Annotated in this window: 12 protein-coding genes and 1 tRNA gene; 6 read left to right on the top strand and 7 right to left on the bottom strand. The window is 67.5% G+C overall.

Annotated elements, in window-relative coordinates; all coding sequences use genetic code 11:
- Positions 1 to 41: 41 nt before the first annotated feature.
- Genes HDC31_RS18940 through HDC31_RS18930 form a run of 3 tightly spaced genes read left to right on the top strand, consistent with a single transcriptional unit; the run spans position 42 to position 3,328 of the window.
- Positions 42 to 1,412, top strand: a complete 1,371-nt coding sequence (locus tag HDC31_RS18940) for an ABC transporter substrate-binding protein (RefSeq protein WP_179516418.1) — start codon at positions 42 to 44, stop codon at positions 1,410 to 1,412.
- Positions 1,413 to 1,418: 6 nt separating this feature from the next.
- Positions 1,419 to 2,384 (top strand): carbohydrate ABC transporter permease, encoded by a 966-nt coding sequence (locus tag HDC31_RS18935; RefSeq protein ID WP_171010978.1) that lies wholly within the window; start codon positions 1,419 to 1,421, stop codon positions 2,382 to 2,384.
- Positions 2,381 to 3,328 (top strand): carbohydrate ABC transporter permease, encoded by a 948-nt coding sequence (locus tag HDC31_RS18930; RefSeq protein WP_046746726.1) that lies wholly within the window; start codon positions 2,381 to 2,383, stop codon positions 3,326 to 3,328. Before HDC31_RS18935 ends, HDC31_RS18930 begins: the two co-directional genes overlap by 4 nt.
- Positions 3,329 to 3,418: 90 nt before the next feature.
- On the opposite strand, the gene HDC31_RS18925 is transcribed toward HDC31_RS18930, so the two are convergent.
- Positions 3,419 to 3,997, bottom strand: coding sequence for a TetR/AcrR family transcriptional regulator (locus HDC31_RS18925; RefSeq protein WP_046746725.1), 579 nt, complete (start codon positions 3,995 to 3,997; stop codon positions 3,419 to 3,421).
- A gap of 94 nt (positions 3,998 to 4,091) precedes the next feature.
- Between HDC31_RS18925 and HDC31_RS18920 the strand changes: the two genes are divergently transcribed.
- Positions 4,092 to 6,377: a glycoside hydrolase family 3 C-terminal domain-containing protein gene (locus tag HDC31_RS18920; RefSeq protein ID WP_113680712.1), complete on the top strand. Its 2,286-nt coding sequence runs from the start codon at positions 4,092 to 4,094 to the stop codon at positions 6,375 to 6,377.
- Between the two features lie 98 nt (positions 6,378 to 6,475).
- On the opposite strand, the gene HDC31_RS18915 is transcribed toward HDC31_RS18920, so the two are convergent.
- Complete coding sequence (locus HDC31_RS18915; protein WP_179516417.1) at positions 6,476 to 9,082, bottom strand: alpha-L-rhamnosidase; 2,607 nt, start codon at positions 9,080 to 9,082, stop codon at positions 6,476 to 6,478.
- 52 nt (positions 9,083 to 9,134) lie between these two features.
- On the bottom strand, positions 9,135 to 9,842 hold the full coding sequence (locus HDC31_RS18910; RefSeq protein WP_058631517.1) for a potassium channel family protein: 708 nt from the start codon (positions 9,840 to 9,842) through the stop codon (positions 9,135 to 9,137).
- A 159-nt stretch (positions 9,843 to 10,001) separates the two neighbouring features.
- On the opposite strand from HDC31_RS18910, the gene HDC31_RS18905 reads away from it, so the two are divergent.
- Positions 10,002 to 10,090: transfer RNA gene (locus HDC31_RS18905), tRNA-Ser, on the top strand.
- Positions 10,091 to 10,356: 266 nt separating this feature from the next.
- Here HDC31_RS18905 and HDC31_RS18900 read toward each other — a convergent pair.
- Positions 10,357 to 11,229 carry a tyrosine-type recombinase/integrase gene (locus HDC31_RS18900; protein WP_179516416.1) on the bottom strand — a complete coding sequence of 291 codons (873 nt, stop codon included), beginning with the start codon at positions 11,227 to 11,229 and terminating at the stop codon, positions 10,357 to 10,359.
- Positions 11,230 to 11,477: 248 nt separating this feature from the next.
- Entirely contained in the window at positions 11,478 to 11,678 is a 201-nt protein-coding gene (locus HDC31_RS18895) for a helix-turn-helix domain-containing protein (RefSeq protein WP_113680709.1), read from the bottom strand.
- Positions 11,679 to 12,353: 675 nt separating this feature from the next.
- On the opposite strand from HDC31_RS18895, the gene mobF reads away from it, so the two are divergent.
- Positions 12,354 to 15,938 carry a MobF family relaxase gene (gene mobF, locus HDC31_RS18890; protein ID WP_257022362.1) on the top strand — a complete coding sequence of 1,195 codons (3,585 nt, stop codon included), beginning with the start codon at positions 12,354 to 12,356 and terminating at the stop codon, positions 15,936 to 15,938.
- Between the two features lie 398 nt (positions 15,939 to 16,336).
- On the opposite strand, the gene HDC31_RS18885 is transcribed toward mobF, so the two are convergent.
- Both HDC31_RS18885 and HDC31_RS18880 read right to left on the bottom strand, forming a co-directional pair.
- Positions 16,337 to 16,870, bottom strand: coding sequence for an RNA polymerase sigma factor (locus HDC31_RS18885; RefSeq protein ID WP_113680708.1), 534 nt, complete (start codon positions 16,868 to 16,870; stop codon positions 16,337 to 16,339).
- Positions 16,871 to 16,881: 11 nt separating this feature from the next.
- A complete protein-coding gene (locus HDC31_RS18880) occupies positions 16,882 to 17,520 on the bottom strand; it encodes a hypothetical protein (protein ID WP_113680707.1) in 639 nt (212 codons plus the stop codon).
- Between the last annotated feature and the right edge of the window lie 277 nt (positions 17,521 to 17,797).

Genomic DNA, 17,797 nt, shown 5'->3' with positions numbered 1-17,797 from the left:
ATCCTGCACCACCCGTTCAGCACCACATGGAAGGACAGACAATGAAGTCACCAACGAAGGCCATGGTCGCCGGCATCGCCGTGCTCGCGACGGTCGGCGCCCTTGCCGGATGCACGTCCGCCGGCGACGGGGACGGCGCCGACGGACGCCTCGAGCTGCGCGTCGCGACGTTCCCGCCCGGGGCGGATGCGGCCGCGTACGATGCGTTCGCCGCGCAGGAGAAGCAGTTCGAGAAGGAACACCCCGATATCGACATCATCGGTGTCGAGTACGAATGGGAAGGCCCCACGTTCGCCGTGCAGCTCGCCGGGGGAAGCCTGCCCGACGTCTTCACCGTGCCGTTCACCGACTCCAAGACCCTGCTCGAGAACGGGCAGCTGATGGATGTGACCGACGCGATCGAAGAGCTCGGCTACACGGACAAGTTCAACCCCATCATCCTCGACGGGGTCACCGGCGCCGACGGCAAGATCTACGGCTTCCCGCGGCAGGCGTACGCCGCAGCACTGCACTACAACCGCGACCTGTTCGAGCAGGCGGGGCTCGACCCCGACAGCCCTCCGGAGACGTGGGACGAGATCCGCGAGGCCGCCAAGAAGATCACGGACGCCACCGGCAAGGCCGGCTATGCGCAGATGGCCATCAACAACACCGGTGGATGGCAGCTCACGTCGCAGACCGTGGCCCGCGGTGGTCGCACGCAGACCGACAACGGGGACGGCACCGCCGAGTCGATGATCGACAACGACGCGACCAAGGCCTCCCTCCAGTTCCTGCACGACGTGAAGTGGGAGGACAACGCCTTCGGCTCGAAGGTCGACCTCGACTGGGGGACCATCAACCAGGAGTTCGCCGCGGGCAACATCGGCATGTACACCTCCGGCTCCGACATCTACACCGCTCTCGTGCGCGACTTCGGCATGGACTCGGACATCTACGGCATGACCGTCGTGCCCATGGAAGGCGACGACCCCGGCACGCTCGGCGGCGGTGACATCGCGGTGATCAGCCCCACGGTCGACGACGCGACCAAGGAAGCCGCAGTGACCTGGATCGACTGGTACTACATGCAGAAGCTCATGGACAAGGACGCCGCGGTGCTCGACGCGAAGACCCTGAACGAGTCGGGCCAGGCCGTCGGCACTCCGCTGCTGCCGGTGCTCAGCCGCGAGCTGTACGACGAGTCGCAGGAGTGGATCGCCGACTACATCAACGTGCCGGTAGACCAGATGGCGCCGTTCAGCGACCGCATCTGGGATCAGACGCCGGTGGGGGAGCCGAAGGTCAAGACGCAGGAGGTCTACGCCCTGCTCGACACCGTGGTGCAGAAGGTCCTGACCGACCAGAACGCCGACATCGACGCTCTCCTTGCCCAGGCGCAGAGCGATGCGCAGGCGAAGCTCGACGAGTAACCCTTCATGACGATGACGCTCCCCGAGCAGCGGGCGGCGGTGGAGGATTCTCCGCCGCCCGCTGTGCGCCGCTCCCGCCGCCGCTCACCCCTCACCTGGTTCCGCGGCGGCGGGCTCGCGAACCTCCTGTTCGTGCTCCCGATGCTGTTCGTGTTCGTGTTCTTCTCGTGGTCGCCGATCGTGCAGTCGGTGGTCATGAGCCTGCAGAAGACCAACCTGATCGTCTCCGAGTGGGTCGGGTTCGACAACTACCTCGCGGTGATCGGTGACCCCGAACTCGGCCGCGCTGTGGTCAACACGCTGTGGTTCGCCGTGCTCGCTCTGCTCTTCGGGTTCCCGCTGCCCCTGCTGATGGCCGTACTCATGAGCGAGGTGCGCCGCGGCAAGGGCATCTATTCCGCGCTCGCCTATCTCCCGGTCGTCATCCCGCCGGTCGTGGCCGTGCTGCTGTGGAAGTTCTTCTACAGCGCCGATCCGTCCGGTGTGTTCAACACCGTGCTCGGGTTCGTGGGCATTCCGCCGCAGCCGTGGATCCAGGACGCGGTGCAGGCCATGCCCTCGCTCGTGCTGGAAGCCACCTGGGCCGGAGCCGGCGGATCGATCATCATCTACCTCGCGGCGCTCCTGGGTGTGCCACCGGAGCTCTACGACGCGGCCGAGGTCGACGGTGCCGGCGTCTGGAAGAAGGTCTGGCACGTCACGCTGCCGCAACTGCGCGGCATCCTCTTCATCATGCTGATCCTGCAGGTGATCGCGACCGCTCAGGTCTTCCTCGAGCCGTTCCTGTTCACCGGCGGTGGCCCCGCGGGAGCGACCAAGACCGTGCTGTTGTACATCTACGACAAGGCCTTCCGGAACAGCCTGGGCGGCGACTACGGCGAGGCCACGGCTGTCTCAGTGCTGCTGGCGATCATCCTCGCCCTCCTCTCCTGGCTGTACTTCAAGCTGACCGACCGTTGGAGCACGACGTGAGCCTCACCACCCGCCTCTCGACCCGCGCCGCAGAGAGGGCCGCGGAGAAGGCCGCTGACAGTGCGGGCGATCGCACCGTCATCTCCGACTCCGAACGTCGGCGCCCCGGCATCCGCATCGGGATGACGCTCACGCACGTGTTCCTCGCCGTCGGGCTGGTCGTCGCCGGACTCGGTCCCATCCTGTGGCTCGCGAAGTCGGCGATCACGCCGACGCAGGACACCCTGCAGCAGCCGTTCGCGCTGTGGCCGAACGGCATGGACTGGGAGAACCTCTCGACCGCGTGGAACGACATCCACATCGACCAGTACTTCCTCAACACGGTGATCATCGCGCTCGGGGCCTGGTTCGTGCAGCTGTTCATCGCGACGACGGCGGGCTATGCGCTCTCGGTGCTGCGCCCGACCTACGCGCCCATCCTCAACGCGCTGGTGCTGGCGACGCTGTTCATCCCCGGGATCGTGCTGCTGGTGCCGCTGTACCTGACGATCGTGCGTCCACCGCTGCTGGGCGATGTGAGCCTGCTCAACAACTACCTCGCGGTGTGGCTGCCGATGGGTGCGAACGCCTTCAACATCCTGCTGGTGAAGCGGTTCTTCGACAGCCTTCCGCGCGAGGTGTTCGAGGCCGCGCGCACGGATGGCGCCGGACCCTTCCGGCTGTTCTGGTCGATCGTGCTGCCGATGTCGAAGCCGATCCTCGGGGTGGTCTCGGTCTTCGCGATCATCGCCGCGTGGAAGGACTATCTCTGGCCCATGCTGGTGCTGCCCGATCCCGCGGTGCAGCCGCTGTCGGTGCGGCTCCCCGCCGTGCAGTCGCAGACCGAACTGGACGTGTTCCTGGCCGCGCTCGCGATCGCGACCCTGATCCCGATCGCGATGTTCCTCGTCTTCCAGTCGGTGTTCCTGCGCTCGGCAGGTCTCGGCGGTGCCGTGAAGGGGTGAGACGCGTCGAGACCCACGTTCCGCGTCGAGACCCATCGCCGGCGACGCATCCTGCGATGGGTCTCGGCGATGGTGATGGGTCTCGACGACTCAGGTGGGTGGAGTCGGAGGAAGCAGTGCGTCGATGAGGGCGCCCATGATGCCGGGCATGTCGACGGTCGGGTCGATCATCCACTGCAGCTGAAGTCCGTCGGACGCGGCCTGGATCACGCGGGCGAGGGCGTCCGGATCCAGGGGGGAGCGGCGACCGTCGGCTCCGAAGCCGTCGGCGATCGACTCCCTCAGCCGCTCGCTGCGGTCAAGGAAGTACTGGTGGGCCGGATGCTCCGGGTCGGCGGCATCCACCGAGAGCCGCGAGAACAACGCGACGATGCCGGGAACCTCGGTGTTGTGGCGGATCACGTCGAGGAAGGCGGTGCGGGCATCGTCGGCCCCGAGTCCTGTCGGGTCGAGACCGTCATGCGCATCGCGGGTGCGGAGCACCTCGGTGAAGAGCTCCTCCTTCGATCCGAAGTAGTGCAGGAGGGCGGCGGGTGTGACACCGACGACCTCGGCGATCTCCTTGAGCGAGGCGTTCTGATACCCCTTGCGTCCGATCACGTCGAGGGCGCTCTCGAGGATCTCCTCGCGCCTCGCGACACCCTTCGCGTACGAACCTCGTCGTGCCATGACTCGACCCTAATCCTGAATGACGTTTGAAATCTAATACTGAAAGGCATAAGGTTTTCGCAAGGACATCGCCGTCGCCCGCGAAAGGAACACAATGACCGAGAACTCGGCTTCCGACCTGACCCTCGAGGAGAAGGCTTCGCTCACCAGCGGTGCGGACTTCTGGACGACGAAGGCGATCGACCGCGTGGGCATCCCGTCGGTGATGATGACCGACGGACCGCACGGTCTGCGCAAGCAGTCGGGCAGCACCGATCACCTCGGCCTCGCGAGCAGCGTCCCGGCCACGTGCTTCCCGCCCGCCGTCGGTATCGGCTCATCGTGGGATCCCGAGATCATCGAGCGGGTGGGCGCCGCGATCGGCATCGAGGCCGCGATCGAGGACGTCGCGGTCGTGCTCGGACCCGGCATCAACATCAAGCGCTCACCGCTGTGCGGCCGCAACTTCGAGTACTTCTCGGAAGACCCGATCGTGTCGGGCGTGCTCGGAGCCGCGTCCGTCCGCGGCATCCAGTCGAAGGGCGTCGGCACCTCGCTCAAGCACTTCGCTGCGAACAACCAGGAGTTCGACCGCATGCGCGCGAGCTCCGACGTGGATCCGCGTCCGCTGCGGGAGATCTACCTGCGCGGATTCGAGCGTGTCGTGAAGGACGCTGCGCCGTGGACGGTCATGTGCTCGTACAACAAGCTCAACGGCGTCTGGACCTCAGAGGACCCCTGGCTGCTCACCAGCGTGCTCCGCGACGACTGGGGCTTCGACGGCCTCGTCGTCTCGGACTGGGGAGCCGTGAACGACCGCGTCGCCGGCGTCGCCGCAGGACTCGACCTGGAGATGCCCTCGTCCGGTGGGAGGACGGATGCGCAGCTCGTCGCAGCCGTGCGCGCCGGCGAACTCGCCGAGAGCGTGCTCGACACCGCAGCCGGTCGCGCGATCGACCTCGTGCGCAAGGCCGCCCGGCGTCCTGCCGTGTCCGGCCCGCTCGACGTCGACGCGCACCACGCGCTGGCCAGGGAGGCCGCTGGTCGGTCCATCGTGCTGCTGAAGAACGACGGTGCGCTGCTGCCGCTCGCCGACGACCAGAAGGTCGCCGTGATCGGCGCGTTCGCGACCGAGCCGCGGTTCCAGGGAGCGGGCTCTTCGCTGATCAACCCCACGCGCATCGACGAGGCCCTCGACGGACTGCGCGCCGTCGGCGGCGACCACGTCACCTACGCCGCGGGCTTCGCGGTCGAAGGTGGTGCCATCGCCGCGTCCGGACGCTCTGCAGACGACCTGCGGGCGGAAGCCGTCGACATCGCGACGGCGGCTGACGTGGCCGTGCTCTTCCTCGGGCTCCCGGCCGCGGAGGAGTCGGAGGGCTTCGACCGCGACCACATCGATCTGCCCGCCGAGCAGCTTGCGGTGCTCGATGCCGTGCTCGCGGTGAACCCTCGTGTCGTGGTGGTGCTGTCGAACGGCGGCGTGGTCGCGCTCCCCTTCGCCGACCGTGTACCCGCGATCGTCGAGAGCTGGCTGCTCGGTCAGGCGGGCGGCAGCGCTGTGGCTGACGTGCTCTACGGGACGGTGAACCCCTCGGGCAAGCTCACCGAGACCGTGCCGGTGCGGCTCGAGGACAACCCCTCGTTCGGCAACTTCCCCGGAGAGTTCGGACATGTCCGCTACGGCGAGGGCCTGCTGGTGGGCTACCGCTGGTACGACGCGAAGGGTCTCGACGTGACCTTCCCCTTCGGCCACGGTCTCTCCTACACGACGTTCGAGTACGCACCTGCGACGGCCGAGGTCGGAGCGGACGGCGACATCGTCGTGCGCGTCGACGTCACGAACTCCGGAGACCGCGACGGCCGCGAGGTGGTGCAGGTGTACGTGGCTCCGGCGACATCGATCGTGCAGCGCGCACCCCGCGAGCTCAAGGCCTTCTCCTCCGTCGCGCTCGCCGCAGGGGAGACCCGCACGGTCGAGCTGGTCGTGCGGCGCGAGGACCTCGCCTACTGGGATGTCCGCGTCGACCGCTGGGTGGTGGAGGGCGGCGAGTACATCGTCGACGTCGCCGCCTCCAGCCGCGACATCCGCTCCACCGCGACCGTCGACATCGCCGGAGACACGGTGCGCCAGGAGCTGACCATGAACTCCTCGGTCGGCGACCTGATGTCGCACCCCGTCGCGGGCCCGATCGTGCAGCAGGCTCTCGGTGGTCTTCTGGGCGGGTCCGGCGGCGATGCGGCAGCGGCGTCGATGATGCCGAACGACGAGGCGATGCAGAAGATGATGGCGTCGTTCCCGATCGGTCGCCTGGCCGGTTTCCCGGGCCTTCCCGTCGACTTCGAGCAGATCGAGCAGCTCATCGCCGCAGCGAACGCGGGGGACTCAGCCGCCCGCTGACCCGTCGGTGCCAAGCGACATTCCGGTCGCACTTTCCATCGCTCCCGCCGAGCGGGAACGACGGAGAGTGCGACCGGAGTCTGCATTCGGCCAGGCCGTCACGACCGCATGCGCACCGTCCGCGTGTGGGAGCCGTGCCCGAGTTCCTCGACGGATGTTCCTGGCAGGTCGAGTTCCGCGGTCGCGCCGACCGGGACCACGACGTCGACGTGCAGTCGGTCGCCGTCGACGTGCCACGAGATCGACGCGACTCCGTAGGGAGTGCGCTGCGTCGATGAGGCATGCGTGAGCCCACCGCCAGGGCGCGGGGCGAAACGGATGCGGCGGTAGCCCGGTTCCGCGGCGGCGAGCCCTGCGACGCTGCGGTGCAGCCAATCGGCGACGGCGCCCAGCGCGTAGTGGTTGAACGATGTCATGGTGCCGGGGTTCACCGTGCCGTCGGGGAGCATCGCATCCCAGCGCTCCCAGACCGTGGTCGCTCCCTGCGCGACCTGATACAGCCACGACGGGCAGCCCTGCTCGAGCAGCAGGTCGTACGCGGTGTCCGCATGGCCGGTCATGGTCAGCGCGTCGCAGACCAGCGGTGTGCCGACGAAGCCCGTCGCGATGCGATTGCCTGCCTCTCGCACCAGCTCGGCGAGACGCGCCCCTGCCGCTGCGCGCTGCGTGTCGTCGTCGAGCAACGCGAACACGATGGCGAGGGCGTACGCGGTCTGAGCGTCCGAGGTCATCGTGCCGTCGGCTCGCACGTAGGCCGCGCGGAAGGCGGCGGCGACCTCGGTGGCGAGAGTCGCATAGCGCGCAGCCTCTGCGGGGAGCCCGAGCACCCCGGCCATTTCCGCGAGCGCCCTGGCCGATCTGGCGAAGTAGGCCGTGGCCACGAGGTACCGATCCGTGCGGCCGGCTCCGGGATCCTGCGGGGGAGCGGCGGGATCGAGCCAGTCGCCGAGCTGGAACCCCTCGTCCCACAGTCGGTCGGGTCCGGCCAGCGAATCGACCTTGTCGACCCAGCGGCGTGCGCTCTCGAACTGCGTCGCCAGCACGCCGGTGTCGCCGAAGCGCTCGTACAGGGTCCAGGGCAGCAGCGTGGCGACGTCTCCCCAGGCGGCACCAGCCCTGGCCGGAGACCAGACCTTGTGCGACGGGATCACCGGCACGAACCAGGGCACAGTGCCGTCGGGCAGCTGATCGGCCTCGACGTCTCTGAGCCAGCCGGACAGCATCCCCGAGACGTCGAAGAGTGTCGACGCGGTCGGGCCGAACACCTGCACGTCGCCCGTCCAGCCCACGCGTTCGTCGCGCTGCGGACAGTCGGTGGGGATGTCGACGAAGTTCCCCCGCATGCCCCAGACCACGTTGCGGTGCAGCTGCTCGACCAGCGGGTCGGAGCACGTGAACCATCCGGTGCGCTCGAGGTCGGTGTGGAGCACACGGGCGACGAGCGCGCCGGCCGCGGCATCCGCGTCGAGGTCGCCCGGCCACCCCGAGACGTCTACGTAGCGGAAGCCGTGGAAGGTGAACCGAGGCTCCCATTCTTCGCCGCCCTGATGTCCGGCCAGCGTGTAGGCGTCGCTCGAACGGGCGCTGCGCAGCGGACGCGTGTAGATCTCGCCCTCCTGTAGAACCTCCGCGGTGCGCAGCGTCACGGTGGCACCGCGGGAACCCGCGACGCGGATGCGGACCCTGCCGACGAGGTTCTGCCCGAAATCGAGGATGCGTGCGCCGCTCGGTGAGGTGAGCACGGCGATCGGGGCGACCTCCTCCGTCACCCGCACGGGCGGGCCGGTCGGGGCGACCAGGGTTCGCGGGTCGCGTTCGCGCACGGCGACAGGGAACCAGCCGGTGTCGTCGAACGGCGCGGTCGTCCACCCGGTGTGCTCGTGCCGTGCGTCGTAGTCCTCGCCGTCGTAGATGCCGGAACGGAGGATGGGGGAGAGTGATGCCCTCCAGGATTCGTCGGTCGCGATCGTCTCGCGCCGTCCGTCCACGTAGACGAGCTCCAACTGGCCGAGGAAGGACAGGTCGCTGCCGAAGACGTTGCGATGACCGCCGCGCCAGCCCAGACGACCGCGGTACCAGCCGTCGCCGAGCCAGGCGCCGAGCGCGTTCTCGCCGTCGAGGAGCAGTGCGGTCACGTCGTAGGTGCAGTACCGCAGGCGTTCGCGGTAGGTCGTCCATCCGGGTGAGAGCGTGTCGGAGCCGACGCGGACCCCGTTGATCTCCGCCTCGTACAAGCCGTGCGCCGTGGCGTAGAGCCGGGCGCTGGCGATCTCGCCCTCGACGCGGAAGCCGCGTCGAACCAGGGTCGCGCGGCGGGCATCGCTCTCCGGATCCTCGTCGAGGTCGACCCCCACCGGTCGCGCCGACCAGTCGTCTGCCAGGAGAAGGCCGGCCTCGAGCCAGGTCTCCGGGCTGTCGGCGGACCAGCTGCCGTCGCCGCCCCGCACTGCCACGCGCACGCCGACGCGCTCGCGCGAGTCGAGGGCGCCGAAGGGCCAGGGCACCAGGACCTGTCTTTCGGACGTCACCTCGATGCGCTCCTCGTCCCGGTCCTGGCTGCTGCCGCGCACCACCGTGACGGCATAGGACTGCTGTCGCCAGTCAGCGGGGGCGTCTGCGATGGTCCAGCTCAGACGCGGGCGGCTCTCGCCGATGCCGAGCGGCTCCCGGTGGTGTTCGATGCGTGGCGCGGAGACGGTGGTCATGTGCTTCTTCCTGCCCCTGCGGCTCGTCGGGTGTCGATGCTCTGTCGCGGGTTCACTCGGACGGCGCCGGGGTGCGCTTGGCGCTGGCGCCCCGCATGATCCGGGCGACAGCCGTGATGAGGAACAGCTGTCCCGTGATCCCCTCGGCGATCGCGACCGCCTGCCCGCCGGTTCCGACCGGGACGATGTTGCCGTAGCCCGTCGTCGTCAGGGCTGTGAAGGAGAAGAACAGCTGGTTTCCGAGGGAGTCGGCGGTCGCGTCGCCGAACAGCGGAGTGGGAGACAGCTGCGACATCAGGTTGTACACGAACGCGAAGAACATCCCGACGAGGATGTACGCCGTGACCGCAGCCAGGAGCGCTTCGAAGTCGAGCCCGCGACGGGTGACCTGGTGGGCGATGATGACCCACGGCGCCACGAGGAGCGCGAGCATCGAGGCGGCGGAGAGCGGGATGGCCAAGAGCGGGCCGTCGAGCCCGAGGGCGCCGGCGATGACCGCGGCGAGACCGGCAGCGGAGAGCACCACCCACGACACACGTTGCGCCAGCCGCGTCGCTCCGGTGACGTAGAAGACCACGGCGACGGTCGCCAGCATCGGCAGGAAGGCCCACGGGCTCGGGTCGGTGCTCGGCTGCGTCGCGCACAGTCCATACGAGACGACGAGGAGCACGAGCACGACCCCGTACCCGGCTGCGCGTCGGGTCCACAGGCCGCTGGAAGGCGAGGAGTCGGTCCCGTGCGCGGTCAGCTTCTCGGTCATGGCGTCCCTCCGGATCAGCGGCTGGCGATGTCCGTGATCTGCGGTCAGTATCCCAGGCGGGTGACGACGAGGAGGGACGACCGGCCGGGCGCGGTTCGTGTCCGCTCGCCGGACCCGTTATGATGGCTAGGTGCATCCGCGCTTTCCGGCCGGATGCCTGGAGACGTCGCATAGTCCGGCCGAGTGCACCACCCTGCTAAGGTGGAGTCCCCTCACGGGGACCAGGGGTTCAAATCCCCTCGTCTCCGCAGTGAAAATCCCCGCTCAGGCGGGGTTTTCTTCGTTCTGAAGGTCTCGGGTCAATAGGGCGTTGTTGCCGCGTTTCGGCCGCCAGGTGTCCCCCAGGTGTCCCCCGATCGGGTGACGGATTCTGCGGACTGCCCGGAGCCGCCGCCGTTCGCTCCCTCCATGCGTCGCAAGCGTCCCTGCGACTAGAGCCATTGAGGCCGTCCCGCTCACAGATAGCGGCGGGTCGATGCATCAGCTCCGCGAGCGGTTGCAGCGCGGGGGAGTGTCAGCTGCCGAGCCCCGGAAGGCGATCGTTGGGGGAGCGTCGGGCGTGACGCTGTTCGAAGGGATGCTCCTCGGAAGCCGTGAGGCGTCGCAGGTGCGCGCGCCGCTGGTCCTCTCCCAGTACGTGGGCGTATACCGCAAGTACTGTGCGCGGATCGTCGCCGAGGTACTCGGCGACCTCGTTTACGGGTGTTCCCAGCCGTAACCAGGTAGATGCGGCGTAGTGGCGCAGGGCGTGCCGGCGGAAGCCGAGAGGGAACTTGCGGACAACGCCCACGCTCAGCTGCTCGCCGCGGCGGTTGGCGAACAGGTAGGCCTCGGGCGGCTTTCCGTGAGCATGGTCGCGGAAGATGGCCACCGCTCGAGGGGAGAGCGGGATCAGACGCGTGCCGCGCCAAGACTTCGGCTCCTTCTCTTCGTAGCCGTCGGAGTGTGAGCGCTCGACGATCAACTGCGGGAGTGGAACGTCCGACAGGGCATTCGTGCGGAGAGCGCGAAGCTCACCCCAACGCAGTCCCGTGAGCGAGAGGAACTCGAAGACGTCAGCGATATCCGAGCGGCGCCCTCGGAGTTCGGTGAGAGCCGATGCAACGATCCGCGACGTAGGGATGGAATGGGGGCTGACGGGGCGGAGCGCGGGTGCTGCAAGCTCGGGGATCCGCGCCATCGACCGCACGGGATGCGGCTGATGCAGAAGGCCTTCGGCAGCGGCGAAGGTGAAGAGCGCGCTCAGCGTGGTCTTTGCCCGGGCGACGGTGGATGGCTTCTTTCCGGCGCGCAGTTGGTCGAGCAGATGGGCGCGGATGTCGCTCGCGTTGATGGATGCGAGTGGGCGTTCGAGCAGGTGCGCTGGCAGCGCATTCAGGTTGTTCACGTCAGTGTCAACACTGTGCGGGTTACCGCCCGCGCGTGCCATCTTGAATTGGGTCACGAGTCTCCCGAGCGTTAAGGTCCGGGGAGGAGGTAACGGGCGGCCTGTCTCTACGAGATGCTTCTGGGTCCGTTCCCATACTTCGGCGTCTCGCTTGATGTCGAACGCCTTGGATGCCACCAACCGGCGACCAGATTTGACGCGAACGAAATAGTAGGGCCTTCCGGCTGTAGTCCGGCGCAACTCAATGCTCACTCCGCTACCCCGCCCAACCGTTCGAGATCGCGGAGACGGTAGATCCGCTTGTGCGCGGTTAAATTGACGGGCTCGATGGGGGAGCGGCCATCTAGGGCCAGCGCGCGTAGCGTCGTCCGGTGGATGCCGAGCTGTGCTGCCGCCTCTTCCTCGGACAGGAACAACCGAGGCGAGTCCGTGCCGTGATCCGCGCTCATCGCTTTCTCCTATCTCGTACCACGCCCGTTAGTGACGACACTGCGACTCCCGCGGTGGCGAGGCGTGACTATAGCTCTGCGACGGATAGGTGTACACATAGCTCCCACGCGTCCAACGGCTGAATCTGACGAGACCGCGTGCCCGATGCCGCCCTTGACTCCCGGGGACGGCGGCGTACCTTAAAGGGAAAAGGCCGCTGGCCTTCACGCAATGATGACGGTGCCGCAAATTTTGCGGCACCGTCATCGCTCGTACACGATCGTTCGCAAGCCGCTACTGGTATACATCGGCCTCTTCGAGCGCCCCAGCGAGGCCCGCGACCTCAGCCACCCCTGCGGTGAGGTCCTAGACGATCACGCGAGCTTCGTACTCCAGTGACCGCAGTAAGAACGCGTAGAAAGAGCCTCTTGGATACGGGCAACCTGGTCTCGGACGATCAGCTCGTCATATGAAGCACTTCCACGCCCTGATTCGTTGTCGGAGCACGGTTGCCGAGGAACTGATCGTACGCGTGCTCGAGCTCAGTTGGCACCCAGGCGCACGTCCTTCACAACGCAGCCCATCTTGGCTAGCGGATATTGCTGAATCCGCGACCTGCCACGGTACCGCGCACAGCTGCCACGCCTCTTGCAGATCGAGGGTGAGCCCGGTTTCTGCGGGCTGTTGCTCACCTGATGAGCAGGAGGAGAAGGGCGGACGGGGTGACGGTGTCGATGCGGGTGATGAGCGCGGGCGACGGGTACAAGTACCTGCTGCGCACCGTCGCGGCCGGCGACGGCGACCGCTCGCTCTCAACCCCGTTGACGCGCTACTACAACGCTGAGGGCACCCCGCCGGGTCGCTGGCTTGGGGCCGGGGTGACCGTGCTCGGTGGCGGGAGGATCGGCGTAGGTGATCAGGTCTCCGAAGCTCAGCTCCAGCTCCTGGTCGGCATGGGCCGCGACCCCATCACCGGTGAACCGCTCGGCCGTGCGTATCCCGAATACCAGAGCGTGGCCGAGCGGGTCGAGGCGCGCACCGCGGCACTCGATCCCGCTCTCGGGCCGGCGTCTCTCGCCGAAGCCGTCGTCGCGATTGAAGCGGAGGAGGCGGACCGCGGGACGCGGCGGGCGGTGGCGGGGTTCGACTTCACGTTCTCGATCCCGAAGTCCGCGAGCGTGTTGTGGGCGGTCGCGGATGCGGGGACGCAGGCGTTGATCGCGGACGCGCACCATGCGACGGTTGCGGAGGTCGTTGCGTTCATGGAGCGGGAGGTTGCGGCCACCCGCACCGGTGCAACCGGTCGTGACGGTGCGGTTGCGCAGGTCGACGTCCGCGGTCTGACTGCGACGGCGTTCGATCATTACGACTCGCGGGCGGGCGATCCGCACCTGCACACGCACGTCGTTATCAGCAACAAGGTGCAGACCGTCCTCGACAACAAGTGGCGGTCGTTGGACGGGCGACCGATGCACGCCGCCGTGGTCGCCCTCTCCGAACTGCACGAGGCAGTCTTCGCTGACCACCTAACCCGGATGCTCGGTGTCTCGTGGGAGGCGCGAGACAGGGGCCGCGACCGGAACCCGGCATGGGCAATCGCCGCGGTGCCGGAAGCGCTGATCACGGAGTTCTCCACCCGCGCCCGGCACATCGACTCCGAGACCGATCGCCTCATCGGCCGGTACGTGGAGGCGCATGGCGGGCGGCCGTCAGCGGCGACGATCATGAAGCTCCGCGCCCAGGCTACGCTTTCCACCCGGCCCGAGAAGAAGGTGCGGTCGTTGGCCGACCTCACCGCATCCTGGCGGGAGCGCGCCGGGCGGGTGCTCGGGTCGGATACAACCGCGTGGGCGCGCACCGTCACGGTGAACGAGAAACCGCTCCTGCTGCGCGCCGACGACATGCCGTTGCATGTGATCGCCTCGCTCGGGCAGGACGTGGTGATCGCGGTCGGTGAGAAGCGCTCCACCTGGCACCGCTGGAACCTCACCGCGGAGGCGGCGCGGCAGACGATGCGCTACCGGTTCGCATCGACCGAGGACCGAGAAGCCGTCCTCGGACTGGTCGTGGACGCCGCCGAAGCCGCGTCGCTACGCCTGACCCCGCCCGAACTCGCGTCCAGCCCGGCCGCGTTCCGCCGGCCGGATGGGACATCGGTGTTCCGTCCGAAGCACTCCGCGCTGTTCACGTCCGAGGTACTCCTGGCGGCCGAAGATCGGCTCCTTGAGCGCGCCCGGACCACCACCGCCCCGACTCTGCCGTTGACGACCCTCGAACGGATCGCGAAGCGTCCTGACAGCAAGGGGCGGATGCTCGGCGACGACCAGGCGGCCGCGCTGACGAAGATCGCGCTCTCGGGCCGGGTGGTCGATGTGCTGGTGGGCCCGGCCGGGGCGGGGAAGACTACCGCGATGTCGGCGTTGCGGCGGGCGTGGGAGCACGAACACGGGCGCAGCAGCGTGGTCGGGCTCGCGCCGTCCGCGGTCGCCGCGCAGGTCCTGGCCGATGACCTCGGCATTCAGACCGAGAACACGGCCAAGTGGCTCGACACCCACGACCGCACCGGCAAGACGTTCCTCAAGGGGCAGCTCGTCATCGTTGATGAGGCGTCGCTGGCGGGCACTATCTCCCTCGACCGCATAACCATCTTGGCGGCGGAGGTCGGGGCGAAGGTGCTGCTGGTCGGGGACCACGCGCAGCTCCAGCCCGTCGACGCGGGCGGCGCGTTCTCGCTGCTCGTTCATGATCGCGACGACGTTGCGGAGCTGGTCGACGTGCACAGGTTCGTCAACTCATGGGAGAAGACCGCATCCCTCGGCCTGCGGCACGGGCGCACCGAGGCCATTGACACCTACGCCAAACACGGCCGTGTGATCGGCGGGGAGACCGAGGAGATGATCGATGCCGCCTACACCGCATGGCGCTCCGATACTCTCGCGGGCCGGGCCAGTGTCCTCGTGTCCGACTCCAACGAATCCGTCCAAGCCCTCAACAACAGAGCGCGTGCCGATCTCATCCTCGACGGCACCGTCAACGCCCGGCGCGAGGTCGAACTGCACGACGGCACGAGAGCTACGGCCGGAGACACCGTCATCACCCGCCGCAACAACCGTTGCCTGCGCGCCGGGCGATCCTGGGTCCGCAACGGCGACCGGTGGATGATCACCCAGGTCCACCACCATGGTGCCCTCACCCTGCGCCGCGCCGGACGTAGGTGGGGCGGGTCGGTGGTGGTCCCGGCCGCGTACGCGGCAGAGCACCTCGACCTCGGCTACGCCGTCACTTCTTACCGGGCGCAGGGCATCACCGTGGACTCTTCGCACGTGCTGGCGGATGCGTCGATGACCAGGGAGACGTTCTACGTCGCCATGACCCGCGGCCGCGAAGAGAACATCGCCTACGTCGCTGTCGACAAACCCGACCTCGCCCACGACGGCCCGCACCCCGGCGACAACGCCGAAGCAACCGCCCGAAGCGTGTTGCTCGGTGTGTTGCAGCACGTCGGCGCTGAACGGTCCGCGCGTGAGGCGATCGCTGTCGAGCAGGACACCTGGCCTTCGATCGGTCAGCTCGCCGCCGAGTACGAGACCCTGGCAGCCGCCGCACAACACGATCGCTGGGCCGCACTCATCCGATCCTCCGGGCTCGGCGATAACGATGCCGAGGACGCGATCGCCTCACCCGTCTTCGGCGCGCTGACCGCCGAGCTTCGGCGCGCAGAGGCGAACCAGCACGACATCGAGATCCTGCTGCCACACCTGGTCAGAGCGCGCGGGTTCGGAGACGTCGATGACATCGCCGCTGTCCTGCACGACCGCGTCGCCAAAGCGACCTCCCGCCCGGCGGGCGTCGGCCGTGCTCGCAAGGCGTCGCGCCTGATCGTTGGTCTCATCCCCGAGGCCAACGGCGTGATGACTGCAGATATGCGGCGGGCGCTGGCCGAGCGGCGCAAACTCATCGAGAACCGCGCCGATGCGCTCCTCGACACCGCGCTCACAGAGAAACTCGAGTGGGTCACGAAGCTCGGCACGCAACCGAAGCAGCTTCGTGCTGCCCAGACATGGCGCTACGGTGCCCGCACCATCGCCGCCTACCGGGACCGCTACGGGATCACCGGATCGTCACCGCTCGGGGCACCGGCCGAGGCGAAGGCGCAGAAGATCGACGCGACTCGCGCTCGTGCCGCCCTCCACCGGTCGCAGAACCTCGCCCAGGCCCACCACCCTGAGCAGGAACGAACCCGCCGCAACGAAGTGCAGCGGTTCGGGCCGTCGCTGTAGCTGCTTCGTTTCGACTTGTCCGTCCGATCCGGAGGCTAGATCGTCTGCACGTTCGAGACGTCGCCCTTGGTTCACGCAGCCGTAGGCGAGATCGTGAACATGCCCGCACGAGCCAACATCGGTCGCCGTCGTGTCCACGGTGCCCCCTCGATGTAGCAGTCGGGACATAGCGCGTGAAAGCGTCGGCGGTGGTGTCGCTCGCACCGCGCCGAAAACGGTAATACCGATGTTCCGGCGCGGTTTTGTTTCGGCAGGGGGTTTCGGCGGATCAAACGTCGGCGTGTTGCACACCAGGGATGTCGATGTCCGAAGTCGTCGGCACTTCTGTCCGAAGTCCTCAACACTCGTGCGCGTCAGCCGATCCCACGTGGCGGGGAAGCCGTCTCATATCCCATGGGCTATGAGACACCGCAGGTAGGTGAGACACCTGCGTCAGTTGAGGGGCCAATCGGGTCTAGAGATCGCGCGAGCTGGTGCCGAGCAGTCTGATATCGGGTTCGTGCGGTCGATGCGGGGATGCCGATGATGCCGGCTGCGTCGGTGATGCTGAATCCGTCCCAGTGGATGAGGCCGATTAGTTCGCGCAGGTCCGGCGTCAGCCGGCTCACGGCGTCGCGTACCTCGATCGTGCGCTGGTCATCGTCGACTGGCGTGGAGGTGGTGAGATGGGCACGGAGCTTGTCTGCGAGCTTCCATCGTCGCTGTGCCGCCCGTTCCGCGTTCGCGAGGGTATTTCGTGCGATCCCGAACAGCCACATCCTCGCCTCAGTGGGCTCGTCGGGCATGGCATCGATACGGCGCCATGCTGTTGCCATCGTCTCTGACAGCAGATCGGCCGCCTCGGCGCCGCGAGCCCGGTACTCGAAGTATGCGAGGAGATCCGCGGCGTTCGTCGAGATGTTGTCGACACCGCGGGACTGACGTTCGTTCATGCGTCGACGACTCACGGTGCGTCCTCTCCACACAGAGACTGACCTCGGAGCGACATCGAATATTGCTCATCGGACTGGAGCAATCCTCGATCGACGAGTTCTTCATTCACGGTGTTGTTCACGGCTGTGCGCACTGCCATCCCGTAGATCACGTCCTCGATCGTGCTGTATCCGGGCAAACCGCTACTATTGTCAACCGTGGCCTGGGCGTACTCGAGGGCCGAGTCCTCAGTGAGTAGCCGCTCGTACCGCGCGGCGACATCCGACTCAGCGACGACGTCCGTCGTGGCGAAGATCTCTTGGACAGCACGCTGAATGTCGGGGTTCTCGGAATGGAGGTCGCCGACGCGTTGCTCGCACGTCATACCGCTGGGCAACGTGTACGTGAACGTTCCGTCGGGTGTTTGCGCCCATGGCTCCCACAGACCCGTTGCCATCGCGGCCGCACCGATGCCGAACACCGCGACGACCGGAATCCCTGCGGTTAGCGAGAGCCGCCAGGCGCGCTTGCGTACGATCGGACGCGCTGCCCCCCGCGTGGCGATCGTCATCGACGCCAGCTCGTCCTCCACCGCCGGGGTGATCTGCGTCGTCGGAGACGCGAGCCGCCGCAATACTTGGTCGAGCTCATCCTGATCTGTGGTGTCCATGTCAGTCCTTCCTCAAAGAAGCCTTCAACATGTACATGTCCAGCAGGTCCCGAAACGTCTGTCCCCGCGTGGACCGATGCTGTGAGACACGGGGCGATAAAGGGGTTGGAGCTAGTCGAGCGTGAGAGATTCCGTCTCCGACCAGTCCTCGTAGCTCACTTCGACGACGATTGGGCTGACGGTGACGGCGCTCACTGAAATTCCTCGGTTCTGCTCATCGAAATTCCCCACTCTGGGTCGCTCCGCCGCATGAGGCGGGCCTTCCTCGATGCTGGTG

It is taken from the genome of Microbacterium sp. JAI119 (assembly GCF_013410135.1).
Taxonomy (GTDB): Bacteria; Actinomycetota; Actinomycetes; order Actinomycetales; family Microbacteriaceae; genus Microbacterium; species Microbacterium oxydans.
The sequence above is the reverse complement of the archived record's forward strand: the minus strand, read 5'-3'. Positions and strand labels throughout refer to the sequence as shown.

Coding starts and splice junctions, on each gene's coding strand:
- HDC31_RS18940 (WP_179516418.1), top strand. CDS start 42: ATGAAGTCACCAACGAAGGCCATGGTCGCCGGCATCGCCGTGCTCGCG.
- HDC31_RS18935 (WP_171010978.1), top strand. CDS start 1,419: ATGACGATGACGCTCCCCGAGCAGCGGGCGGCGGTGGAGGATTCTCCG.
- HDC31_RS18925 (WP_046746725.1), bottom strand. CDS start 3,997: ATGGCACGACGAGGTTCGTACGCGAAGGGTGTCGCGAGGCGCGAGGAG.
- HDC31_RS18920 (WP_113680712.1), top strand. CDS start 4,092: ATGACCGAGAACTCGGCTTCCGACCTGACCCTCGAGGAGAAGGCTTCG.
- HDC31_RS18915 (WP_179516417.1), bottom strand. CDS start 9,082: ATGACCACCGTCTCCGCGCCACGCATCGAACACCACCGGGAGCCGCTC.
- HDC31_RS18910 (WP_058631517.1), bottom strand. CDS start 9,842: ATGACCGAGAAGCTGACCGCGCACGGGACCGACTCCTCGCCTTCCAGC.
- HDC31_RS18895 (WP_113680709.1), bottom strand. CDS start 11,678: ATGAGCGCGGATCACGGCACGGACTCGCCTCGGTTGTTCCTGTCCGAG.
- mobF (WP_257022362.1), top strand. CDS start 12,354: ATGAGCAGGAGGAGAAGGGCGGACGGGGTGACGGTGTCGATGCGGGTG.
- HDC31_RS18885 (WP_113680708.1), bottom strand. CDS start 16,870: ATGAACGAACGTCAGTCCCGCGGTGTCGACAACATCTCGACGAACGCC.
- HDC31_RS18880 (WP_113680707.1), bottom strand. CDS start 17,520: ATGGACACCACAGATCAGGATGAGCTCGACCAAGTATTGCGGCGGCTC.